The 22,821-nt window shown below is 74.0% G+C and carries 16 protein-coding genes and 1 pseudogene; 13 read left to right on the forward strand and 4 right to left on the reverse strand.

What is annotated here, in order from left to right:
- The first annotated feature begins 2 nt into the window (after positions 1-2).
- Together guaB and ACZ4W5_RS17795 are read left to right on the forward strand one after the other, a co-directional pair.
- Positions 3-1,505 carry an IMP dehydrogenase gene (guaB, locus tag ACZ4W5_RS17790; protein WP_360226340.1) on the forward strand — a complete coding sequence of 501 codons (1,503 nt, stop codon included), beginning with the start codon at positions 3-5 and terminating at the stop codon, positions 1,503-1,505.
- Positions 1,506-1,653: 148 nt separating this feature from the next.
- A complete protein-coding gene (locus ACZ4W5_RS17795) occupies positions 1,654-2,781 on the forward strand; it encodes a GuaB3 family IMP dehydrogenase-related protein (RefSeq protein WP_360226343.1) in 1,128 nt (375 codons plus the stop codon).
- 400 nt (positions 2,782-3,181) lie between these two features.
- Here ACZ4W5_RS17795 and ACZ4W5_RS17800 read toward each other — a convergent pair whose 3' ends face one another.
- On the reverse strand, positions 3,182-3,745 hold the full coding sequence (locus tag ACZ4W5_RS17800) for a hypothetical protein (protein WP_360238165.1): 564 nt from the start codon (positions 3,743-3,745) through the stop codon (positions 3,182-3,184).
- Positions 3,746-3,997: 252 nt separating this feature from the next.
- Between ACZ4W5_RS17800 and ACZ4W5_RS17805 the strand changes: the two genes are divergently transcribed.
- Positions 3,998-5,866 carry a serine/threonine-protein kinase gene (locus ACZ4W5_RS17805; protein WP_360238163.1) on the forward strand — a complete coding sequence of 623 codons (1,869 nt, stop codon included), beginning with the start codon at positions 3,998-4,000 and terminating at the stop codon, positions 5,864-5,866.
- 57 nt (positions 5,867-5,923) lie between these two features.
- On the opposite strand, the gene ACZ4W5_RS17810 is transcribed toward ACZ4W5_RS17805, so the two are convergent.
- Positions 5,924-6,451: an SHOCT domain-containing protein gene (locus ACZ4W5_RS17810; protein WP_465655357.1), complete on the reverse strand. Its 528-nt coding sequence runs from the start codon at positions 6,449-6,451 to the stop codon at positions 5,924-5,926.
- 57 nt (positions 6,452-6,508) lie between these two features.
- On the opposite strand from ACZ4W5_RS17810, the gene ACZ4W5_RS17815 reads away from it, so the two are divergent.
- The 8 genes and pseudogenes from ACZ4W5_RS17815 to ACZ4W5_RS17850 all read left to right on the forward strand — a co-directional run bounded on the left by ACZ4W5_RS17815 (position 6,509) and on the right by ACZ4W5_RS17850 (position 18,858).
- The gene (locus ACZ4W5_RS17815; RefSeq protein ID WP_465655359.1) at positions 6,509-7,591 is read left to right on the forward strand and encodes a protein kinase; all 1,083 of its coding nucleotides are present in this window, start codon (positions 6,509-6,511) and stop codon (positions 7,589-7,591) included.
- A gap of 162 nt (positions 7,592-7,753) precedes the next feature.
- On the forward strand, positions 7,754-9,529 hold the full coding sequence (locus ACZ4W5_RS17820; protein WP_465655360.1) for a serine/threonine-protein kinase: 1,776 nt from the start codon (positions 7,754-7,756) through the stop codon (positions 9,527-9,529).
- 114 nt (positions 9,530-9,643) lie between these two features.
- Positions 9,644-11,287, forward strand: a complete 1,644-nt coding sequence (locus tag ACZ4W5_RS17825; RefSeq protein WP_465655362.1) for a succinic semialdehyde dehydrogenase — start codon at positions 9,644-9,646, stop codon at positions 11,285-11,287.
- Between the two features lie 77 nt (positions 11,288-11,364).
- Positions 11,365-13,155, forward strand: coding sequence for a GMC oxidoreductase (locus ACZ4W5_RS17830; protein WP_465655364.1), 1,791 nt, complete (start codon positions 11,365-11,367; stop codon positions 13,153-13,155).
- Positions 13,156-13,274: 119 nt separating this feature from the next.
- Positions 13,275-15,074: a hypothetical protein gene (locus ACZ4W5_RS17835; protein WP_465655366.1), complete on the forward strand. Its 1,800-nt coding sequence runs from the start codon at positions 13,275-13,277 to the stop codon at positions 15,072-15,074.
- Between the two features lie 1,005 nt (positions 15,075-16,079).
- A complete protein-coding gene (gene guaA, locus ACZ4W5_RS17840; protein WP_402489262.1) occupies positions 16,080-17,648 on the forward strand; it encodes a glutamine-hydrolyzing GMP synthase in 1,569 nt (522 codons plus the stop codon).
- 172 nt (positions 17,649-17,820) lie between these two features.
- Positions 17,821-18,351: pseudogene (locus ACZ4W5_RS17845) on the forward strand (DoxX family membrane protein); the annotation flags it as partial.
- A 222-nt stretch (positions 18,352-18,573) separates the two neighbouring features.
- Positions 18,574-18,858: a QcrA and Rieske domain-containing protein gene (locus tag ACZ4W5_RS17850; protein ID WP_465655388.1), complete on the forward strand. Its 285-nt coding sequence runs from the start codon at positions 18,574-18,576 to the stop codon at positions 18,856-18,858.
- Positions 18,859-18,883: 25 nt separating this feature from the next.
- Here the strand turns inward: ACZ4W5_RS17850 and ACZ4W5_RS17855 are convergent, their stop codons facing one another.
- Both ACZ4W5_RS17855 and ACZ4W5_RS17860 read right to left on the reverse strand, forming a co-directional pair.
- Positions 18,884-19,093, reverse strand: coding sequence for a hypothetical protein (locus ACZ4W5_RS17855; RefSeq protein WP_465655368.1), 210 nt, complete (start codon positions 19,091-19,093; stop codon positions 18,884-18,886).
- On the reverse strand, positions 19,090-20,511 hold the full coding sequence (locus tag ACZ4W5_RS17860) for a PspC domain-containing protein (RefSeq protein WP_465655370.1): 1,422 nt from the start codon (positions 20,509-20,511) through the stop codon (positions 19,090-19,092). Before ACZ4W5_RS17860 ends, ACZ4W5_RS17855 begins: the two co-directional genes overlap by 4 nt.
- Before the next feature lie 263 nt (positions 20,512-20,774).
- Between ACZ4W5_RS17860 and ACZ4W5_RS17865 the strand changes: the two genes are divergently transcribed.
- Entirely contained in the window at positions 20,775-22,127 is a 1,353-nt protein-coding gene (locus tag ACZ4W5_RS17865) for an ATP-binding protein (RefSeq protein ID WP_402489388.1), read from the forward strand.
- The gene (locus tag ACZ4W5_RS17870) at positions 22,120-22,797 is read left to right on the forward strand and encodes a response regulator transcription factor (protein ID WP_360238143.1); all 678 of its coding nucleotides are present in this window, start codon (positions 22,120-22,122) and stop codon (positions 22,795-22,797) included. The genes ACZ4W5_RS17865 and ACZ4W5_RS17870 overlap by 8 nt, the downstream gene beginning before the upstream one ends.
- Positions 22,798-22,821: the final 24 nt, after the last annotated feature.

Raw genomic sequence — 22,821 nt, forward strand, 5'->3', positions numbered from 1 at the left:
AAATGTCTTACAACGCCGCAGGCGTACCCGAGAAGTTCGCCATGCTCGGGCTCACGTTCGATGACGTCCTGCTGCTGCCCGGGGCCTCCGCGGTGCTGCCGAACCAGGTCGACACCTCCTCGCGGGTCTCCCGGAACGTCCGCGTCAACATCCCGCTGCTGTCCGCGGCGATGGACAAGGTCACCGAGGCGCGGATGGCCATCGCGATGGCCCGCCAGGGCGGCGTCGGTGTGCTGCACCGAAACCTGTCGGTCGAGGACCAGGCCAACCAGGTCGACCTGGTGAAGCGCTCCGAGTCCGGCATGGTCACCGACCCGATCACGGTCGGCCCGGACACCACGCTCGGCGAGGCCGACGCGCTGTGCGCCAAGTTCCGCATCTCCGGCGTCCCGATCGCCGACGAGTCCGGCAAGCTGCTCGGCATCGTCACCAACCGCGACATGGCCTTCGAGTCGGACCGCAGCCGCCAGGTCCGCGAGATCATGACCCCGATGCCGCTGATCACCGGCAAGGTCGGCATCTCCGGTGAGGACGCGATGGCGCTGCTGCGCCGCCACAAGATCGAGAAGCTCCCGCTGGTCGACGACGAGGGCCGGATCAAGGGCCTGATCACGGTCAAGGACTTCGTCAAGGCCGAGCAGTACCCGAACGCCGCCAAGGACGCCGAGGGCCGTCTGCTGGTCGGCGCCGCCGTCGGCGCCAGCGCCGAGGCCTTCGACCGGGCCCAGGCCCTGGTCGAGGCGGGCGTGGACTTCCTGGTCGTCGACACCTCGCACGGCCACAGCCACAACGCGCTGGCCTGGATCGAGAAGATCAAGTCCGCCGTCAAGGTCGACGTGGTCGGCGGCAACGTCGCCACCCGCGACGGCGCCCAGGCGCTGATCGACGCCGGCGTGGACGGCGTCAAGGTCGGCGTCGGCCCCGGCTCCATCTGCACCACCCGCGTCGTCGCCGGCATCGGCGTCCCGCAGATCACCGCCATCTACGAGGCCGCGCTGGCCTGCCAGGCGGCCGGCGTGCCGGTCATCGGCGACGGCGGCCTGCAGTACTCCGGCGACATCGGCAAGGCGCTCGCCGCCGGTGCCGACACCGTGATGCTGGGCTCGCTGCTGGCCGGCTGCGAGGAGTCCCCGGGCGAGCTGCTGTTCATCAACGGCAAGCAGTTCAAGTCCTACCGCGGCATGGGCTCGCTGGGCGCCATGCAGTCCCGCGGCCAGGGCCGCTCCTACTCCAAGGACCGCTACTTCCAGGCCGAGGTCGCCTCGGACGACAAGCTCGTCCCCGAGGGCATCGAGGGCCAGGTCCAGTACCGCGGCCCGCTGTCGGCCGTGCTGCACCAGCTGGTCGGCGGCCTGCGCCAGACCATGGGCTACGTCGGTGCCGCCACCATCGCCGAGATGGAGAGCAAGGGCCGCTTCGTCCGGATCACCGCGGCCGGCCTCAAGGAGAGCCACCCGCACGACATCCAGATGACCGTCGAGGCGCCGAACTACTCGGCCCGCTGACCCGCTCGACCCCGGAAGGGCCCGCCACGGCGGGCCCTTCCGCGCGTCCGGGGGTCGGGCCGTCGGGGCGCCACCAGCGGTAGTACGGGATACTGGGGGCGGCCGGGGTGACCCGGCGGGCATGAGCAACAAACCAGAAGGGCTCGAAGTGACTGAGATCGAGATCGGGCGAGGCAAGCGCGGCCGCCGGGCGTACGCCTTCGACGACATCGCCGTCGTCCCCAGCCGGCGTACGCGTGACCCGAAGGAGGTCTCGATCGCCTGGCAGATCGACGCCTACCGCTTCGAGCTGCCGTTCCTGGCCGCCCCCATGGACAGCGTGGTCTCGCCGCAGCAGGCCATCGCCATCGGTCGCCTCGGCGGGCTCGGCGTGCTGAACCTCGAAGGCCTCTGGACCCGCTACGAGGACCCGCAGCCGCTGCTGGACGAGATCGCCGCGATCACCGACGAGGCCACCGCGACCCGGCGCCTCCAGGAGATCTACTCCGCGCCGATCCGCGCCGAGCTGATCAAGCAGCGGATCCAGGAGGTCCGCGACTCCGGCGTCGTCACCGCCGCCGCGCTCTCGCCGCAGCGGACCGCCGAGTTCTCCAAGGCCGTCGTGGACGCCGGGGTCGACGTCTTCGTCATCCGCGGTACCACCGTCTCGGCCGAGCACGTCTCCAGCGCCGCCGAGCCGCTGAACCTCAAGCAGTTCATCTACGAGCTGGACGTTCCGGTGATCGTCGGGGGCTGCGCCACGTATACCGCTGCGCTGCACCTGATGCGGACCGGCGCGGCCGGCGTGCTGGTGGGCTTCGGTGGGGGGGCTGCGCACACCACCCGGAACGTGCTGGGGATCCAGGTGCCGATGGCGACCGCGGTGGCGGACGTCGCGGCTGCGCGGAGGGACTACATGGACGAGTCCGGCGGGCGGTACGTGCACGTGATCGCGGATGGCGGGGTGGGGTACAGCGGGGACATTCCGAAGGCTGTCGCCTGTGGTGCCGACGCGGTGATGATCGGGGCGGCGCTGGCGCGGGCGACGGACGCGCCGGGTAAGGGGTTCCACTGGGGGATGGAGGCGGTTCACGAGGAGCTGCCGCGGGGGAAGCGGGTCGACCTCGGGACGGTCGGCAGCACCGAGGAGATCCTGACCGGGCCCTCGCACACTCCGGACGGGACCATGAACCTGTTCGGGGCGCTGCGGCGGGCGATGGCGACGACGGGGTACACGGAGTTGAAGGAGTTCCAGCGGGTTGAGGTGACGGTGAATCCGGCGCTGGATCATCGCTGATGGTTTGAGCTTGGCTTGGCCTGGCTTGGCTTGGCTGACGGCCCGTTTTCCCTTCGGGGAGAGCGGGTCGTTGGCGTTTTGGGGGCCGCGGGCCGCTGCGCGGGGCTGGGGTGTGGGGGTGGGCTTTCGGGAGGGTGGGTGGTCCGGGGGCGGTTCCGGGGGTGGGCGCTCCGGGGGCTGGGTGATTTTCGGACCGCCGACCCTCATCGAGGGGTGTTGGGCGCCGTTGGCGGTCTGAAAATCACCCGTCACGCCCCTCTCCGCACCCACCCCCTCCACCGCCCCCTCCCGCAGCGCGTCCCTCTCGCCTGGGTCGGGTGGGGAGGTGGGGGGGTGGTGGGGGTGGGTGGGTTGGTGCGGATCGGGGCTTTGGTCGTGGGTCTGTTGGGGGGTGTGGGGGTCAGGTGTGGTTGGCGGAGCGGCGGGTGAGGAGGAAGCCGCCGATCAGGGCGATGGTGTAGAAGGCCAGGTCGAGGGGGCGGAGGTCGGTGCGCCAGGTGGTGAGGGTTTGGGGGAGGAGGGGGTGGGGGGTGGGGGTGGTGGCGTGGAGCAGGCGGAGGTGTTGGGTGAGTTGGCCGAGGAGGAGGGCGGTGGTGGCGAGGAGGGCGCCCAGGGGTGGGAGTAGCGGGTTTCGGCCGCCCAGGCGGCCGAGGGGGAGGGCGATCAGGCCGGCTTGGGCGATGGTGAGCCAGCCGAGGCTGTCGGCGGCGCGGAGGGGGGCGCAGCCGTAGGCGAGGCCGCCGAGGAGGGTGGCGAGCAGGGCGAGGGTGAGGGCCAGGGCGGTGCGGCGGCGGGGGGCCCGGTGGTGGGGGGTGGGGGTGTCGGTGTAGCCGGTGACCGGGACGCCGGGCATGCCGGGGGCGACGTAGCCCTCGGGGGTGTCCAGCACCGGGGCGACCGAGAAGTGCTCGGCGGTGCGCGGGCGTGGCGACGGGCCGTCAGCGCCCGGTGCGGGTGCGGTCATGGGCATCGAATCCCCCCGGAAGAACGATGAGCTGCCGTACCGTAGCAGCGGTTCGGGCAGATCTTGGCGAGTTTTCGATCACAGATCGGGCACAGAGCGTCGCACCCGTTCCGGTTCGTCCTGGCTCGGGACGGGGGGCGGGTGGTCGCCGCCCCTCCGGACAGGGGATGATGGAGGCTTGGGCGTTCGGGCCCGGGCCGGGCCGACGCGCCGTCACCACGACCGCCAGCAGCACATGGGGGAACGTTCCGAATGACCCAGGCGCAGGGTTCCACCGGCCGCCTCCTGGCCGGCCGCTACCGGCTGAACGGCGTGCTCGGACGCGGCGGCATGGGCACCGTCTGGCGCGCCGAGGACGAGATGCTGGGCCGGACCGTCGCGGTCAAGGAACTGCGGATGAACGCCAGCGTCGACGAGGAGGAGAAGCACCGGCTGATCGTCCGGACGCTGCGCGAGGCGAAGGCCACCGCGCGGATCCGGCACAACTCGGCGGTGACCGTCTTCGACGTGGTCGACGAGGACGACCGGCCGTGGATCGTGATGGAGCTGGTCGAGTCCCGCTCGCTGGCCGACGTCGTGCGGGAGGACGGGCCGCTGGCGCCCGCCCGGGCGGCGGAGATCGCGCTGGACGTGCTGGGCGTGCTGAGTGCGGCGCACGCGCTCGGGATCCTGCACCGGGACGTCAAGCCGTCCAACGTGCTGATCGGCGAGGACGGCCGGGTCGTGCTCACCGATTTCGGGATCGCCAGTGTCGAGGGCGACGCCTCGGTCACCTCCACCGGGATGCTGGTCGGCGCGCCCTCGTACATATCCCCGGAGCGGGCGCGCGGGCAGAAGCCCGGGCCGCCGGCCGACCTGTGGTCGCTGGGCGGCACGCTGTACGCGATGGTCGAGGGGCGGCCGCCGTACGACCGGGGTTCGGCGCTGGCCACCCTGACCGCGGTGATGACCGAGGAGCTGACCACCCCGGCGAACGCCGGGCCGCTGCTGCCGGTGATCGAGGGGCTGCTGGAGAAGGATCCGGCGAAGCGGCTGGACGCGGCGCAGACCCGCTCCATGCTCAAGCGGGTGGTGGCGGAGGCGACCGCGCGGGCGGAGTCGACCACCGAGCATGCGGTGCCGGTCGCGGGCGGGGAGAAGGCGAAGGCGGAGGGGAAGGCGGAGGAGACGGCGGTCGCGGCGGAGGAGGCTCCGGAGGAGACGCCGAAGCGGACTGTGGGCGGGCTGTTGGGGACGGTTCGGGTGGGGAGCCGGGCCAAGGCCGAGGAGCCCGTGGCGGAGCCGGCCGAACCGGTGCCGGCGGCCGAGCCGATCCGGCCGGTGACCAGTGAGTGGACGATGGGGGCGACCCAGGCGGCCGGGGCCGATCCGCGCAAGGGGCGGCGGCGGTTGGCCATCGCGACCGTGGTGGTGGTGCTGCTGCTGATCGCCGGGATCGTCGCGGTGGTCCAGGCGGTCGGTGGTGGGGACACCGGGGCGAAGGGGGCGGGCACGACGCACAGTGCGGGCGCCACCTCGCCGGTGGCCACGACCGGGGAGGCCACGCCGAGCGCGGGGGCGACGGTGACGGCCAGTGAGCCGGCTCCGACCGGCGAGGCGCCGGCCTCGGCGACTGCGGCGCAGCCGTCGGCGTCGTCCGCGCCGAGTGAGCCGGCGCCGACGCCGTCCGGTGGGGCGGTGCCGGCCGGGTTCCACGCGTACCAGGACCCGAGTGGCTTCTCGGTCGTGCTGCCGGACTGGCTGCAGCCGGCCGGGTCGGAGTCCAACCGGCGGATCTTCAAGAACTCCGCCGACGGCAGCCAGCTGCGGATCGAGTGGACCACCTCGCCCGGCGAGAGCGCCCTGGCCGACTGGCAGGAGTCCGAGCCGAATGTGCGCGGCCAGGTGACCAACTACCAGCGGCTGAACCTGGCGGCGATCACCTACCGGCAGTGGAGCAACGCGGCGGACTGGGAGTGGACCAACGGGACGCCCAAGAGCCACTCGCTCAACCGCGGCTTCGTGACGGGCAGTCCGGCCAAGTACGGCTACTCGATCTACTGGATCGTCCCGGACGCGCAGTGGGCCGCGCAGGCCCCGGCCCGGGACGTCGTCTTCAACACCTTCCAGCCGGCGCCATAGGGCCCGTCAACGCCGACCCGCGGGCAGGAGTTCGAAGACGGGCCCGGCGGCCTGGGCTCAGCCGAGCAGGCGCTGTTTGGCGCGGGTGAACTCCTCGTCGGTGAGTGCGCCGGAGGTCCGGAGGGCGGCCAGGCGCTCCAGTTGGCCGATGAGCTGCTCGCCGGTCTGGAGTTCGGGGGTGGGTGCCGTAGGTTGCGGGGAGGTGCGGGCGAGGCGGGCGGCCTCGCGGACCTGCTCGGCGAAGACCTCGGCCTTGGCCACGTCCTCGAAGCGGTGGGAGCCGGTCAGGGCGATGATGGTGAGCACCTCGCCGTTGAGCTTGGTGCGGGCCACGGTGGCGTCGGTGACGGCGGCGAGCGGAACCGGTACCGGAGGTTTCCCGTCCTTCAGGAAGAGCAGCCGGTGGGTGGTGAGGACCAGCACCCCCTTGCGGAAGTGGTCGGGATGGCGCCCGGCCGTGGACGCGACGGGCTTCTCGCCTCCGATGACGGACGCCTCGACGGTGCGGACGGCCTCGGCCCGGTTGGCTTGGTTGCTGTTGCCCGCCATCTTGAAGGCGGTGTCGATCAGATCGGTCCAGTCCATGGGGCCGAGCGTAAAGGAGCCGATCAGTAGGCTGCTCGGTGAGCGAGAGGAACTGGCATGCGAGGCGGCCCGGGCCAGTTGTTGGCGGGGCGGTACCGGCTGACGGACCGTCCCGAACTGCTGCGTGCCTCGGCGGTGGACGAGCGGACCGGTGAATCGGTCCTGCTGCGCGCCGTGGAGCTGCCCGCGTTGCTGACGGCGGGTCAGGACCCGGACGAGCCGAACCCCGGGCACGGGGACCGCCTGGTGCGGCGGGTGGCGGCGGTCGGCGCGGCCGCTCCGTCGTGGCACCCGCGGCTGCTGCGCGGGGTCGGTGCCTTCGTCGAGGGCGAGCTGCTGTGGACGGTCGAGGAGCGCCCGGCCGGTCGGACGCTGGCCGAACTGCTCACCGCCGGGCCGCTCCCGCCGTACCGGGCGGCCGAGTTGGCCGCCGACCTGGCCGGCGCGCTGCGGGCGCTGCACGAGGCCGGGCTCGCCCACGGCAATGTGACCGCCGATGCGGTGCTGGTCTGCGAGGACGGCGCGGCGATGCTCGGCGGCCTGCTGGACGGGGTGGCGCAGGAGGCGCTGGCCGAGGACCTCGGCGGACCCGGCGGGCGCCGCCGGTACGAGGTCCGGGCCACCCTGGTCGGTCCGGTGGCCGAGCGCTGGCCGCTGGACGGCGGTCCGGCCGGGGACTGCTGGGCGCTCGGGGTGCTGCTGCAGCGGATGGTCACCGGGCGCTCGCCGTTCCCGGAGCCCGGGGTGCCCGAGCTGGTGACGGCCGTGCGGGACGGGCGGCGCGAACCCTCCGTGGTCTGCGGGCCGGTGGCGCCGACGGTCGAGCGGCTGGTGCAGCCCGACCCCACGCTGCGACCCACCGCCGGGGAGCTGCGGGAGGAGCTGGCGGCGCTGCTGGCGGGTGCGCCGGAGCCGGTCGACGGGGAACGGGTGGCCCGGGAGGTCGAGCTCAAGCCGGACGCGCCGCTGGTGCCGCTGCGGCGGCGGCGCGCCCGGCCGGGGGCGGCGGTGCCGGAGGCCGGGACGGGCGGTGCGGGGAGCCCCCGGATACCCCCGGCGCTGCTGGGGCCGCTGCTGGTCGGGGGCGTGTTCCTGCTGCTGGTGCTGGGCGTGGTCGCCGTGGTCCTGTTCGCAGGCTGACGGCCCCGGTTCGCGACGGACCGTCGGTCCGGCGGGTGGGCGAGATTACCGGGCTTGGCAGGGTGCGCCTAATGTGTCCGTGGGATTTGTTCGAACAGCGGTCCGCGGCGGTCGTTCGGCCGTCGTGGCGCGGGTGGAAGCGGAGAGGGGGAGCGGTCGCCGATGGGCGTGCAGGACCGGCCGGAAGCGGCCGAGACGGAGCGGTTGCTGGCCGGGCGGTACGAGCTCGGTGAGCGGCTCGGCCGGGGCGGGATGGGGACGGTCTGGCGGGCCTGGGACCGGATGCTGGACCGCGAGGTCGCGGTCAAGGAGCTGACCGTCAACCACCTTCCGGAGGAGGACCTGCAGATCCTGCACACCCGGATGAAGCGGGAGGCCAGCGCCGCCGCCCGGATCAAGCACCCCGGTGTGATCACCGTGCACGACGTGCTGGAGCAGGACGGCCGGCCGTGGATCGTGATGGAGCTGGTCGACGGCCGCTCGCTGGCCGACGTGATCAGCCAGGACGGCACCCTGCCGCCGCGGGCCGCCGCCGAGGTCGGCAGCCAGGTGCTCGCCGCGCTGCACCGCGGCCACCAGCTGGGTGTGCTGCACCGGGACGTCAAGCCGGCCAACGTGCTGCTGGAGCGCGGCACCGGGCGGGTCGTGCTGCTGGACTTCGGCATCGCCAAGTACGAGGGCTCGACCGAGCTGACCCGGCCCGGTGACCTGGTCGGTTCGCCGGACTACCTGGCGCCGGAGCGCGCCCAGGGCGAGCGGCCCGGACCGGCCTCCGACCTGTGGGGCCTCGGGGCGACGCTGTACGCGGCGGTCGAGGGCCAGTCGCCGTTCCGCCGGGACTCGCCGATCACCACGCTGGCCGCGGTGGTCGACGAGCCGCTGCCGGAGTCGCGCCGGGCCGGGCCGCTCGGGCCGGTGCTGGCCGCGCTGATGGCCAAGGACCCGGCCGACCGGCCGAGCGCGGACGAGGCGGCCCGGATGCTGGCCGAGGTCCAGGCCGGGCACACCATGGGGCTCAAGACGGTCGGGTCGACGGTCGGCCCGGTGCGGACGCCCACCCAGTCGGTACCGGTGGTGGACCGCAGGGAGGGGCCGGACGGCACGGTGGCCTCGGCGCCGGAGGGCTCGGACGCCCCGGCCGCCTCGGAGGCGCCGACGGACCCGCGTCCGGCCGGGACCGTGGTGGCGCCCGCCGCACCGCCGGTCGGGCCGGAGGTCCCCGGGGGAGCGCACACCGCCCTCGGCGCGCCGGTCGCGCACCCCACCGCGCCCGTGCGCGGTCCGGCCAAGCGCCGCAAGCGGATGAAGCTGGTCGCCGTCGCGGTGGCGGTCGGTCTGCTGGCGGCCGCGGCGACCTTCCTCGCCACCCGGCACGTGGTCGACTCCTCGACCCCCGACACCTCGACCAACCAGCCCGACACCGCCGAGCCCACCGATCCGGAGCCGACCGGCACCCCCACCCCGGGGGCTCCCGCGCCGGCCGGTTACCGCTGGGTCGACGACCAGGCCGGCTTCCGCTTCCCGCTGCCGACCGGCGGCCCGGCCTGGCAGCGCAGCCTCGGCGTGCCCGACAGCAACCAGATCTTCTACAGCCCGGACAACCGGGTGCACTACCTGCAGTTCGCGGTCACCGTCGGCCAGTCCGTCAAGCCGCTGGACCACATGCGGCAGATGGAGGGCAACGTCTCCAAGTCGCTCAAGGACTACAAGCAGCACCGGATGGTCGGCGCCGTGGTGAACGGCCACGAGGCGGCCACCTGGGAGTTCAGCTACGCGGCCAAGGAGGGCGGGCGCCGGCGGGCGATCGAGACCGAGTTCCTCGACGAGGACGGCACCGCCTACGCGATCTACACGTCCAGTCCGGACAAGGACGGTGAGTGGCAGCAGGCCGAGCAGCGCTTCACCACGGTGCTCAACCACTTCACGCCGACCCGCTGAGCCCGGGCGCGGTGGCGGACCGTACGGGCGGAGCGCCCCGCTTTCGCCCGACTGCGGCAGATTCTTGTTACCGCCGGGTACCGCGCCGGGGCCCGAAGGCCTAGGCTGCGCCGTATGTCGGACCTCACAGCAGATGCAGTGGCCACCGAACACCCCGGCGCCGCCCCGGCGGACGGCAACCCGGCCGCCCCCGGCGGGGGTCGGACCGTCGCGACGGCCGTACCCCGGTCCCTGGTCGAGCGGCTGGCCGGCGGGGTCACCGCGACCGGCGAGCCCAGCCTGGTGGAGACCGTCGCCCCGCTGACCGGTGAGCGGCTGGCCGGTCTGCCGCAGTCCACCCCGGCCGACGTCGAGGTCGCCTTCCAGCTGGCCCGCCGCGCCCAGGCGGCCTGGGCCGCGCAGCCGGTGCGCCGCCGGGCCGCCGTCCTGCTGCGCTTCCACGACCTGCTGCTCAAGCGGCAGGACGAGGCGCTGGACCTGGTCCAGGCGGAGACCGGCAAGGCCCGGCTGCACGCCTTCGAGGAGGTGCTGGCCGTCGCGATGGCCGCCCGGCACTACGGGCGCGCCGCGCAGGGCTACCTCAGGGACCGGCGCCGCGGCGGTGCGCTGCCGGTGCTCACCCACACCGTGGAGGCCCGCCGCCCCAAGGGCGTGATCGGCCACATCTCGCCGTGGAACTATCCGCTGGAGCTGTGCATCGGCGACCTGCTGCCCGCCTTCGTGGCCGGCAACGCGGTGGTCAACAAGCCCGACACCCAGACCGCGCTGACCGGCCTGTGGGCCCGCGAGCTGCTGATCGAGGCCGGGCTGCCGGCCGACCTGTGGCAGGTGGTGATCGGCGACGGCCCGGTGATCGGCCCCGCCGTGGTGGAGCACGCCGACTACGTCTCCTTCACCGGCTCCACCCGCACCGGCCGCGAGGTCGCCCAGCGCGCCGCCGCCCGGCTGGTCGGCGCCTCGCTCGAACTCGGCGGCAAGAACGCCATGCTGGTGCTCTCCGACGCCGACCTGGAAGCGGCCGCCGCGGGCGCCGTCCGGGCCTGCTTCTCCTCGGCCGGGCAGCTGTGCATCTCGATCGAGCGACTGCTGGTGCACCGCTCGGTGGCCGACCGCTTCCTGGAGCTGTTCGTCGCCCGCACCAGGGCGCTGCGGCTGGGCGGCGGCCTGGCGTACGGCGCCGACATGGGCTCGCTGGTCTCCTCCCGGCAGCTGGACACCACCAACCGGCACGTGGACGAGGCGGTCAAGGCCGGTGCCGTGGTGCTCACCGGCGGACGGGCCCGGCCCGACCTCGGCCCGTACTTCTACGAGCCCACCGTCCTGGACGGGGTGACCCCGGAGATGGCGGTGTGCGGCGAGGAGACCTTCGGCCCGGTCGTCTCGGTCTACCGCTTCGACACCGAGGAGGAGGCGGTGGCCGCCGCCAACTCCACGCCGTACGGCCTGAACTCCAGCGTCTGGACCAGGGACCTGCGGCGCGGGCGGGCGGTCGCGGCCCGGCTGCGCACCGGGACGGTCAACGTCAACGAGGCCTACGCGGCCGCGTACGGCTCGGTCGCCGCGCCGATGGGCGGCATGGGCGACTCGGGTCTGGGCCGGCGGCACGGCGCGGACGGCATCCTGCGGTTCACCGAGGCGCAGACCATCTCGACCCAGCGGGTGATGCCGATCGCGCCCTCGTTCGGCCTGGACGACAAGCAGTTCGCCGCCGTGATGACCGGTGGGCTGCGGGTGCTCAAGGCGCTGCGGTTCAAGTAGCGGACGGCGTGCGCCCCCGGCCGGTCCGGCCGCCCTTTTTTCGACCCTGATTTTCCGACCCCGAGGAGCAGAGGCAGATGGTGGAGTCCGGCGGTGCGGCGGAGTTCGACTACGACGTGGTCGTGGTCGGTTCCGGCTTCGGCGGTTCGGTCGCGGCGCTGCGGCTGACCGAGAAGGGCTACCGGGTCGCCGTCCTGGAGGCCGGGCGGCGCTTCGAGCGGGACGAACTGCCGCGGAACTCCTGGGACCTGCCGAACTACCTGTGGGCGCCGCAGCTCGGGCTGTACGGCATCCAGCGGATCCACCTGCTGGCCAACGTGCTGATCCTGGCCGGCGCCGGGGTCGGCGGCGGCTCGCTCAACTACGCCAACACCCTGTACGTGCCGCCGAAGGCGTTCTTCGAGGACCGGCAGTGGCGCCACATCACCGACTGGCAGCAGGAGTTGGCGCCGTTCTACGACCAGGCGCAGCGGATGCTCGGGGTCCGGCTGAACCCGACCGTCACGCCGTCCGACGTCCACCTCAAGGCGGCGGCCGAGCAGATGGGTGTCGGGGACACCTTCCACATGGCGCCGGTCGGGGTCTTCTTCGGGGACGGCGAGGACGCCGGGGGCACCGCCAAGGGCGCGCCCGGTGAGGAGGTCGCCGACCCGTACTTCGGCGGCGCCGGCCCGGCCCGCAAGGCCTGTGTGGAGTGCGGCGAGTGCATGACCGGCTGCCGGCACGGCGCCAAGAACATGCTCACCGAGAACTACCTGTACCTGGCCGAGAAGGGCGGCGCGGAGATCCACCCGCTCACCACCGTCGCCCGGATCCGGGAGTCCGGGGGCGGCTTCGCGGTGGACGTGCGGCGCACCGACTCCCGGTCGAGGACCGACCGGGTCAAGGCGGGCGCGCGGACCATCACCGCCGCCCGGGTGGTCGTCGCGGCCGGCACCTACGGCACCCAGTCGCTGCTGCACCGGATGCGCGACGCCGGTCACCTGCCCCGGATCTCCGCCCGGCTCGGCGAGCTGACCCGCACCAACTCCGAGGCGCTGGTGGGCGCGCAGACCACCGACCGGCGCTACGGCGCCAAGGCGGACTTCACCAAGGGGGTGGCGATCACCTCCTCGATCCACCCGGACGCCAACACCCACATCGAGCCGGTCCGCTACGGCAAGGGCTCCAACGCGATGGGCGCGTTGTCGATCGCCCAGGTCAAGGGCGGTGGGAGGACCCCGCGCTGGCTGCGCTACCTGGGCAACTCGGTGGTGCACCCGGTGACCTTCGCCCGCTCGATGAACCAGCGCGGCTGGTCCGAGAAGACGATCATCGGCCTGGTGATGCAGTCGCTCGACAACTCGATCACCGTCTCGCTCAAGAAGGGCCCGCTCGGCAAGCCCCGGCTCACCTCCAGCCAGGGCCACGGCACCCCCAACCCGACCTGGATCCCGGCCGCCGAGAAGGGCGCCCAGGCGCTGGCCGACGAGATCAACGGCTTCGCGGGCAGCACCGTCGGCGAGATCTTCGACATCCCGATGACCGCCCACTTCCTCGGCGGCTGCCCGATCGGCGACGCCCCCGAGACCGGGGTGGTCGACCCGTACCACCGGCTGTACGGGCACCCGGGGATCAGCGTGGTGGACGGGTCGGCGGTCTCCGCCAACCTCGGCGTCAACCCCTCGCTCACCATCACCGCGCAGGCCGAGCGCGCGATGTCGATGTGGCCCAACAAGGGCGAGGCCGACCGGCGCCCGGAGCAGGGCGGGTCCTACCGCCGGGTCGAGCCGGTCGCGCCGGTGCGGCCGGCCGTGCCGGAGGGCGCGTTCGGCGCGCTGCGACTGCCGCTGCTGCCCGTCCCGGAGGTCCCGAAGAAGCAGGGCTGAACCCGGCCCGGTGGGCCAACCGACCTGCGCCGCTTTCCGGTTGACAGTCGTTCGGGTCCGGTGGGATAAACGGGCTCCCTGGGGGGACCAGGAACTCGTCGAGCGGGGGGACTGCGGCCATGGCCAACTGCGCATCGTGCGGCGCGACTCGGGTGGTGGGGGCGCCCGCCTGCGGCTCCTGCGGCCGGCCGTGGGCGCCACCGCCGCCGGCCGCACCGCCGGTGCCCCCGGCCGCACCGGCCCCGCCGCTGACCGCACCGCCCCCGCCGGTCGGCGGCCCGCCCGCGCTGGGCAGCTGGGGCGCCGGCCGGCCGTACCAGCCGTCCTCGCCCGCCCGGCGGCTGCTGGCCGGCCCGGACTGGCGCCCCGCCCTGCGGGCCGCCGTCGCCCCGACCGCGGTACTGCTGCTGGCCGCGCTGGTCGCGGCGATCCCGAGCGGCTACACCTACGACCGGACCTTCCCGACGCCCGACTTCGGCGACCGCTTCCTCGCCACCCTGGCGATGGCGCTGAACGCGCTCGGGGCGCCGTTCCGGCTCGGCCTGCGGAGCCCCGTCGGCCGGGGCCGCTCGGAGGGCCTGGACGTCACCTTCTGGGTGGTGCCGATGACCGTCACCGTCCTGTGGGGCCTGGCCCTCTGGCTCGGCCTGCGGGCCGGGCGGCACCGGCGCAAGGCCGACGGCACCCAGCTGACCCGCGGCCAGGCCGGCGGCGAGGCGCTGCGCACGGCGGTGGTGCTCGGCCTGGTGACCGCGGTGCTCGGCCTGGTCGCCGGCACCAGCTGGCAGCCCGCGACCGACGAACGGGACCCGGACTACTACGGCACCGCGCTGAGCCTGGGGAAGCCGTCGTACAGCGTCGACTCCGGCTGGCTCTGGGCGGTCGGCTGGACCGTCCTGCTCGGCGGGCTGCTGGCCTTCGCCGTGTACGGCACCGACGCGCTGCGCTGGGCCGCCTGGCGCAACCGCTCGGTGCGCGGCTGGGCGGTGGCGGCGCTGACGGCCGGCCAGGCGCTGGCGCTGACCCTGGGCCTGGCCTCGGTGACGGCCTTCGTGCTGGTCGCGGCCAACAGTGACAAGGGCTGGCAGACGGCGGTCTCGCTGGCCTTCCTGCCCAACCTCGGCCTGGTGCTGCTCGGCCTGGGCTCGGGCGCGACCCTCCGGGCGGGCACCAGCCTGGGCGGGGACGCCCCGGGCTGGAGCGATCCCGACGGCCGCCGGATGGAGTTCTCCTTCTTCGACCTGCACGACCAGAGCGCCGACTGGCGCTGGGCCGGCCTGCTGGCGCTCGCCGGGGCGGTCCTGCTCGGCTGGACGGCCCACCGGCGGCGGCTGGACGCGGCCGACCGGGTCCGGCTGGCGGTCGTGTACGCCGTGCTGGTGACCGGGCTGACGGCGGCGTCCGGCGGGCTGACCAGCACGGCGATGTCCTTCCTGGCGCCGGACTCCAGCGACTGGGGCGGCTCGAACCGCTCGGTCACCACCCAGGACACCTCGGTGGGCCTGGTGTTCCTCGGCGTGCTGGTGGCCAGTGCGGTCTGGGCGGCGGTCGGTGCGCTGCTGGTGCCCGCGCTGCTGAGGGCGCTCGGCGGGGGCGACGCGGCGCTGTACGGTTCGGCGCCGTACGGATCGGCGGCGTACGGGCCGTCCGGGGCGGTGCCTCCGGAGGTGCCGTACCCGGCGGGGCCGGGGTACGGGGTGCCGGGTGCGCCTGGCCAGGCTGGCCCGCCGTACGGAGCGGTGCCCGCCCAGGCGCCGCCGCCCGGGCCGGTGGCGGACGCGTCGGTGGCGGACGGGCCGGTGGTGGCCGGGGTGAGCGAGGTGATCGGCTCGCACGAGGTGCCGCCCGCTGCGGCCCCCGCCGACGCACGGCCGGGCGAGGAGCCGGTGGACCCGACGGTCTGGCGCGACCACCCGTAGGGCCGGCGCGCCGCGGAGAAGCGCTGCGGGGAAGTGCGGCGGAGAAGTGCGCGCTGGAAAGGGCAAAGGGCCCCGCGGGGGAACGGGGCCCTTTGTCGCTCAGCACGCGGCGTCAGGGCTGCGCCGGTGCTGGGGGTGACGGCGCCGGGGGAGGAGCGCCGTCGGGTCGGTCGGCTCGTGGTGCGCCCGTGCGGCGGTGGTCGGCAGGCAGGTCTGCGCCGGGCCCTCGCTCACGGAGCGTGAGGTGACGACCGCTGTCGTCGTTCTGGACGGCGACTGCGGAGGCAATGGTCCGGGACTCCACGGGAGGCCTGCCGGCCGCCGGGAGAACCGTTCACACCGAGCATCGTGGTGGACGGAGGGGCCGTTCTGCAACCGATTCGGCACAGTTCGGCACAGTTCATTTACCGGCGACACCGGGTCGAATGATCACGGTGAGTAGTGGTCTGGCGGGTTGCGGCGCACGGGGACGCGCGTAGCAGCGCGGGACGGCGGGGGTGGTGCGCCCCGGGGCGTGCTCCGGATCGAAGGGCGGTGCGACGGCCGGTCCCGGGCGTCCCCGGGGAGCCGGCCGTCCCACCTGTCGGCCCAGTCGCGGCCGGGGTCGCTGTCCCCTGCTGGCCGGCCGCGGCACCCGCGCACGGTCCCACGGAGCCGCGCTCCCCGGCGGGCCGGGGCGGCGGCGCCACATGCGCCGGTGGACTGGGGTGAAGCTCCACGCGTGGTCCTGCACCCGCACGGCGGTGCCCCGATAGGGGCGGTGGCGGCGCGTCTGGCGGACGCGGCGCAGTCGTGCGGTCGTCAGAAGCAACGAACCGCGGCCCCGCCCGGTCACGGTCCTTTGGACGTGCAGACGAGTGAAACCGGACAGCCCGGTAGAATCGGTGTCCAGACACCCCACACCCGTCCGCCGCCGCTGCCCTCCGTCGGGGAGGCGGCTGCGCGCGACACCTCGATACCGCTGCCGGAAGGCCGTCTGTGTCCTCTGCAATTCCCGTCCAGTCCGTGCCGGACAACGACACCGTCCTGGTGGTCGACTTCGGTGCCCAGTACGCCCAGCTCATCGCCCGTCGGGTGCGTGAGGCGCGGGTCTACAGCGAGATCGTGCCGAGCAGCATGCCGGTCGCCGAGATGCTCGCCAAGAACCCCAAGGCGATCATCCTCTCCGGCGGTCCGTCGTCGGTCTACGAAGAGGGCGCGCCGCAGCTCGACCGCGCGATCTTCGAGGCCGGTGTCCCGGTCTTCGGCATGTGCTACGGCTTCCAGCTGATGGCGAAGGTCCTGGGCGGCACCGTCGACAACAGCGGCGCCCGCGAGTACGGCCGCACCCCGCTGAAGGTCTCCCGCACCGGCTCCACCCTGTTCGAGGGCGTCCCGGCGGAGCACTCGGTGTGGATGTCGCACGGCGACGCCTGCTCCGCCGCCCCCGAGGGCTTCACCGTCACCGCGTCCACCGAGGTGGTCCCGGTCGCGGCCTTCGAGAACGACGAGGCCCGGCTGTACGGCGTCCAGTACCACCCCGAGGTGCTGCACTCCGACCACGGCCAGCAGATCCTGGAGCACTTCCTCTACCGCGGCGCCGGCATCGCCCCGACCTGGACCACCGGCAGCGTGGTCGAGGAGCAGATCGCCCTGATCCGCGAGCAGGTCGGCAACAAGCGCGCGATCTGCGGCCTGTCCGGCGGCGTGGACTCCGCGGTCGCCGCGGCCCTGGTCAACAAGGCCATCGGCGACCGGCTGACCTGCGTCTACGTCGACCACGGCCTGATGCGCAAGGGCGAGACCGAGCAGGTCGAGAAGGACTTCGTGGCCGCCACCGGCGTCCAGCTCAAGGTCGTCGACGCCTCCGAGCGCTTCCTGAACGCGCTCAAGGGGGTCACCGACCCCGAGGAGAAGCGCAAGATCATCGGCCGCGAGTTCATCCGGGTCTTCGAGCAGGCCCAGGCCGAGATCGTCGCCGAGGCCGGCGCGCACGGCGAGTCGGTCGACTTCCTGGTCCAGGGCACCCTGTACCCGGACGTGGTGGAGTCCGGCGGCGGCACCGGCACCGCCAACATCAAGTCCCACCACAACGTCGGCGGCCTGCCCGAGGACCTCCAGTTCCAGCTGGTCGAGCCGCTGCGCAAGCTGTTCAAGGACGAGGTCCGGATGGTCGGCCAGGAGCTGGGCCTCCCCGAGGAGATCGTCCAGCGCCAGCCGTTCCCGGGCCCCGGCCTGGGCATCCGGATCGTCGGCGAGGTCACCAAGGAGCGCCTGGACCTGCTCCGCGACGCCGACGCGATCGCCCGCGAGGAGCTGACCGCGGCCGGCCTGGACCGCGAGATCTGGCAGTGCCCGGTCGTGCTGCTCGCCGACGTGCGCAGCGTGGGCGTGCAGGGCGACGGCCGCACCTACGGCCACCCGATCGTGCTGCGTCCGGTCTCCTCCGAGGACGCCATGACCGCCGACTGGTCGCGCCTGCCGTACGACGTGCTGGCGAAGATCTCCACCCGGATCACCAACGAGGTCCGTGACGTCAACCGCGTCGTCGTCGACGTCACCAGCAAGCCGCCGGGCACCATCGAGTGGGAGTGAGCACTCCCCGCGAAGCCTGAACAGCCGCGCCGTCGTTCCCGTAGTGAAGGGGACGGCGGCGCGGCCGTGCGCGGCCCTGGCTCCGGTACGTCCCACCGAAAACGTGCAGGAGCGGGCAGAATGCGGACCGGACCTGTCAGAGAGTGGCAGGCCGCGAGGGAAGGTGTACGGGATGTCGGAGGTCAGCAACTCCGAGGCGATCGACGGCGGGGCGGCGGCCGGCCGGGCCGACCGGGCGGCCCAGCGCCGGGCGTTCGCGTCCAGGTACGCGCTGCTGCCGCTGCGGCTGTTCCTCGGCGTCACCTTCGTCTACGCCGCCCTGGACAAGCTCTCCGACGCGCACTTCCTGGCCGGCGCCGGGGACCCGGCCTCCTTCGTCTCGCAGACCCAGGCCGCCAAGGCGGGCGGCAGCCCGATCGGCTTCCTGCTCGGCCCCGCGCTGGAATCGCCCACGCTGGCGGCGCTGGCCGTCGCCTTCGGCGAACTGGCGGTCGGCCTCGGCACCCTGCTCGGCCTCTGGGGCCGGGTCGCGGCGCTCGGCGGCGCGCTGATCAACCTCAGCCTGTGGCTGACCGTCAGCTGGAACGTCTCGCCGTACTACCTCGGCAACGACCTCGGCTACCTGATGGCCTGGACCCCGCTGCTGCTGGCCGGCACGCCGTACCTGTCGGTGGACGGCTACCTGGCCCGCCGGGCCGGCCGGGACCGCGAGCGGGGGCTGACCGAGGAGCACGTCAAGCGCCGGGCGCTGGTGGACGGCGGCATCGCGGCGGTCGCGATCGGCGGCGCCGGGCTGCTGACCGGCTCGCTCACCCGCACCTTCGGCCGCAGCGGCAAGGCCGCGCCCAAGCAGTCCGCGGCCCCGGCCCCCGGCGGCACCGCGACGGCGCCGGCCGCGCCCGCCCCCACCGTGGCCGCGGCGAGCGTGCCGGTCGGCGGCTCGGCCCAGGTCAAGGACCCGGCCACCGGGGACGGCGTCTACATCGTGCAGCCCAAGGCCGGCCAGTACTGCGCCTTCTCGGCCGTCTGCACCCACTCCGGCTGCGCGGTGGACGCCCCGAAGAACGGCCAGCTGTACTGCCCCTGCCACGGCTCCCGCTTCGACGCCGCGACCGGCGCGGTGGTCAACGGCCCGGCGGTCAAGCCGCTGCCCCGCTACGCCGTCAGCAAGAACGGCGACAAGCTGACCCTGGGCCCGCAGCAGAGCTGACCGGGGCTGGGGCGTGTAAGACGCCCTACTCCTCGCGGTCCGGCCGGCCCCGCCGGGCCACCGCGGCAACCGCGCCGGCCAGGCCGCCGACGCCGAGCACGATGAAGGTGACCGGGACGACGACGCGTCCGTTCACCGACCGGTCGTTGAGCGCCGCCACCAGGTAGAGCACGGCGATCACGGTGAACAGAGCGCCCGCGATCAGCGAGAACAGGTCGAGCCGGTGCTTCCTCACTGCTGGACCACCTTGATGTCGCCGATGCCGATGCCGAGTTGGAGATCGATGCTGCCCTTGGACGGGCGGCCGTCCACCGGGCCGAGCTGGTAGACGTGCCGTCCGGTGCCGTCGTTGCGGTCGCCGGGGACGGTCACGTTGCCCAGGCCGACCCGGGCCACCAGGTCCACCGTGACGTCCGCCGGCACGGTGACCACCAGTTCGCCGGCCCCGAGGTCGACCTTGGTGGCGACGGTGGCGCCGGCCGGGTCCAGCCGGGAGAGGTCCAGCCGGATGTTGCCGGCACCGAGGTTGTAGCGGTCCTTGAGGTCCGCGGCCCTGGCGACCGTCCAGGTGCGGTCGCCGACGGCGTCCTGCACGGTGTGCGGCGAGTGGCCGGCGAAGGCCAGCGCCAGGGTGGTCAGCAGCCCCAGCACCGCGAGCTTGCGGGCCTTGCCGAACTTCGCGGCCAGCAGCAGGGTCAGACCGATCACCAGCAGCCCGGTGGCCAGCACCACGGTGCTCAGCTTGGTGACGTCGGTGTGGCCGACCGAGGCGGACCAGACCGCGGTGGCGGCGCCGATCGCCAGCAGGAAGCCGAAGAAGCCGAGCGGCGAACGCTCCTTGGGGTGCCGGACGACGGCCGGTTCGCGCCGCTCCGGGCGCTCCTTGCGCAGCGGGTCGCCCTCCGGGAGGTCGGCCCGCTGCCACCAGGCCGGGGCCGGGACGCCCGGCGGCGGCACCTTCGGGCCCGCGCCGGGCGGCGGGGTGCCGCCCTGGTCGGTGGCGCCGTACGGGTTGCGCTCGGGGTGGCGGGGGTCCCACAGGTAGCCGCTCGGGCCGGGGGTGGGGGAGTCGGCGGGGACGGTCCCGGCGGCCCGCGCGGCGGCGTGCCGGGCCCGGGCCTCGTCCGACGGCCAGCCGTAACCGTCGGCGTCGGGGAAGTGGCGGTCGTAGGGGCCGCCGCGACGGCGGCCGCGGCGCCGGAAGCCGCCGCGGCGGCGCTCCGGGTCGTAGCGCACCGCCAGGAAGACCAGCCCGCCGAGCAGCAGCAGCGGGAACAGCTGGTCGCCGTCGCCCATCGAGGAGAAGAACACCCCGGTGCCGATCACGGTCAGCAGGACCGCGCCGATCGACTGGCCGTCGACCCGGCCGGTCAGCACCCGCTGGAGCTCGGTGCGCCCGCCGTGGCCCTTGCCCTCGCCGGCCTCGGTCGGGACGATCAGCCAGGCCAGGCCGTACAGGAAGAGTCCGAGGCCGCCGGAGAGGCAGAGCACCACGGTGACCACCCGGAACACCACCGGGTCGATGTCCAGGTGCCGCCCGAGGCCGCCGCAGACGCCGGCCACCACGCGGTGGTGCTCGGTCCTGGTGAGCGGCGGGCGCTCCGGTTCCGGCGGGGCGGTGGGCCCGGCCTCCTGGATGTGGTCCTCGGTCATGGGCACCATCCTTCCGGCAGCGGGTGGGCGGACCCAACCGGGTACGGCCCTGCCCGTACCCTGACTTGTCCCTGATAAGGCTGGGGGACACACCCTGATGCGCCCGGAGGCGCCCGCGTGGAACCATCGGTGACGTGGCAGCACCCGGTACCGATCCCCGCCCCCTCGCCTCCGACGCCGCGGCGTCGGCCGGCGCCGACCCGAACGCGCCCGCCGGCGGTCGGCCGCCCTACCGCCGGCTGTACCGCAGCCCGCAGGGGCGGATGCTGGGCGGCGTGGCGCACGGCCTGGCGGTGCACCTCGGGCTGCCGGTCCGCTGGGTCCGGCTGGCCTTCGTGCTGCTGTTCTTCGCGCAGGGGATCGGCGCGCTGCTGTACGCGGCGTTCTGGTTCGTGGTGCCGATCGGCATCGGCGAGCCCTCGCAGCGCGGCGGCACCCACTGGGTGAACGTCAACGGCGTCTACGTCCCGACCTCGCCCTGGCTGCGGCCGGGCACCCCGCTGACCAAGTCGGGCGGCGGCGGTTGGGTCGGCCGGCTGCGCGAGCTGCTCCAGCACGCGCTCCAGGGCGAGCCGGTCGCCGGCACCGCCGTGGAGGGCGAGGGCGAGGGCGGGGCCGGCGCCCGGCCCGGTGGCCGGACCGGGCAGGGCGGCATCGGCCAGCTCGCCGCCCTGGTCATGGTCGTGATCGGCCTGATCGCGCTGCTGAACGTGCTCGGCTGGCAGACCGCCAAGCCGTACACCTGGCCGCTGCTGGCGATCGGCGTCGGCGTCGCGCTGGTCTGGCGGCAGGCCGACGACTCGCGCTGGCAGCGCTGGTTCGGCATCGAGGAGGGCGAGAAGCGCCGCAGCGCCTACACCCGGGTCGGCGCGGGCGTGCTGCTCGCGGTGGTCGGCACCATCGCGCTGCTCGCCATGCAGGGCAGCGGCTCCACCCTCGGCTCGGTGATCGAGGCCTCGCTCGCGGTGCTGGCCGGCGTGCTGGTGCTGCTCGGCCCGTACGGCCTGCGGCTGTGGCAGGACCTCGGCGCCGAGCGCACCGCCCGCATCCGGGCCCAGGAGCGCGCCGAGATCGCCGCGCACATCCACGACTCGGTGCTGCACACCCTCACCCTGATCCAGCGCCGGGCCGAGGACCCCAAGGAGGTGCTCCGGCTGGCCCGCTCCCAGGAGCGCGAGCTGCGGCTGTGGCTGTACCGCCCGGAGGCCGCCGCCGAGGCCGCGCCGGACACCATGGCGGAGTCCCTGCGCGCCGCCGTCGCCGAGGTCGAGGACCGGCACGGCGTCCCGGTCGAGCTGGTCATCGTCGGCGACTGCCCGATGGACGAGCGGATCGCGGCACAGATGCAGGCCGCGAGGGAGGCGACCGTCAACGCGGCCAAGTACGGTGGCGGGGGACCGGTCCAGGTCTACGCCGAGGTGGAGGGGAGGACGGTGTCGGTGTTCGTTCGCGACCACGGCCCCGGCTTCGATCCCGACACGGTGCCCGAGGACCGGATGGGCGTACGGGAGTCGATCATCGGCCGGATGAAGCGCAACGGCGGCACCGCGCGGGTGCGGCCGGCGGCGGGCGGCGGCACCGAGGTCGAGCTGGAGATGGAGAGAACGAATGACTGAGGCAGAGCCGGGGCGCACGGCCAGGGTCGTACTGGTGGACGACCACCGGATGTTCCGGACGGGGGTCAGGGCCGAGATCGGCCGCACCGACGTGACCGGGATCGACGTGGTGGGCGAGGCCGACGACGTGGACTCGGCGGTCCGGGTGGTCGCCGAGACCAGGCCGGACGTCGTACTGCTCGACGTCCACCTGCCCGGCGGCGGCGGCGTCGAGGTGCTGCGCCGCTCGGCCGGCGTGATGGGCGAGCAGGGGGGAGTGAAGTTCCTGGCGCTCTCCGTCTCGGACGCCGCCGAGGACGTCATCGGCGTGATCCGCGGCGGTGCCCGCGGCTACGTCACCAAGACCATCACCGGCACCGACCTGGTCGACGCGATCTTCCGGATCGCCGACGGCGACGCGGTCTTCTCGCCCCGGCTGGCCGGCTTCGTCCTGGACGCCTTCGCCGCCACCGACACCCCGCCGGTGGACGAGGACCTGGACCGGCTCACCCAGCGTGAGCGCGAGGTGCTGCGGCTGATCGCCCGCGGCTACGCCTACAAGGAGATCGCCAAGCAGCTCTTCATCTCGGTGAAGACCGTCGAGAGCCACGTCTCCGCCGTGCTGCGCAAGCTCCAGCTCAGCAACCGCCACGAGCTGACCCGCTGGGCCACCGCCCGCCGCCTGGTCTGAGCCCCGCGTCCTCGTCGAGCCCGT

The sequence above is a fragment of the Kitasatospora sp. NPDC029367 genome (assembly GCF_055569135.1).

Bases quoted from the DNA above. Each gene is read 5' to 3' on its own strand.
- guaB (WP_360226340.1), top strand. From the start codon at position 3: ATGTCTTACAACGCCGCAGGCGTACCCGAGAAGTTCGCCATGCTCGGG.
- ACZ4W5_RS17800 (WP_360238165.1), bottom strand. From the start codon at position 3,745: ATGACCGCACCCGCACCGGGCGCTGACGGCCCGTCGCCACGCCCGCGC.
- ACZ4W5_RS17805 (WP_360238163.1), top strand. From the start codon at position 3,998: ATGACCCAGGCGCAGGGTTCCACCGGCCGCCTCCTGGCCGGCCGCTAC.
- ACZ4W5_RS17810 (WP_465655357.1), bottom strand. From the start codon at position 6,451: ATGGACTGGACCGATCTGATCGACACCGCCTTCAAGATGGCGGGCAAC.
- ACZ4W5_RS17815 (WP_465655359.1), top strand. From the start codon at position 6,509: ATGCGAGGCGGCCCGGGCCAGTTGTTGGCGGGGCGGTACCGGCTGACG.
- ACZ4W5_RS17820 (WP_465655360.1), top strand. From the start codon at position 7,754: ATGGGCGTGCAGGACCGGCCGGAAGCGGCCGAGACGGAGCGGTTGCTG.
- ACZ4W5_RS17825 (WP_465655362.1), top strand. From the start codon at position 9,644: ATGTCGGACCTCACAGCAGATGCAGTGGCCACCGAACACCCCGGCGCC.
- ACZ4W5_RS17830 (WP_465655364.1), top strand. From the start codon at position 11,365: ATGGTGGAGTCCGGCGGTGCGGCGGAGTTCGACTACGACGTGGTCGTG.
- ACZ4W5_RS17835 (WP_465655366.1), top strand. From the start codon at position 13,275: ATGGCCAACTGCGCATCGTGCGGCGCGACTCGGGTGGTGGGGGCGCCC.
- ACZ4W5_RS17860 (WP_465655370.1), bottom strand. From the start codon at position 20,511: ATGACCGAGGACCACATCCAGGAGGCCGGGCCCACCGCCCCGCCGGAA.
- ACZ4W5_RS17865 (WP_402489388.1), top strand. From the start codon at position 20,775: ATGCTGGGCGGCGTGGCGCACGGCCTGGCGGTGCACCTCGGGCTGCCG.
- ACZ4W5_RS17870 (WP_360238143.1), top strand. From the start codon at position 22,120: ATGACTGAGGCAGAGCCGGGGCGCACGGCCAGGGTCGTACTGGTGGAC.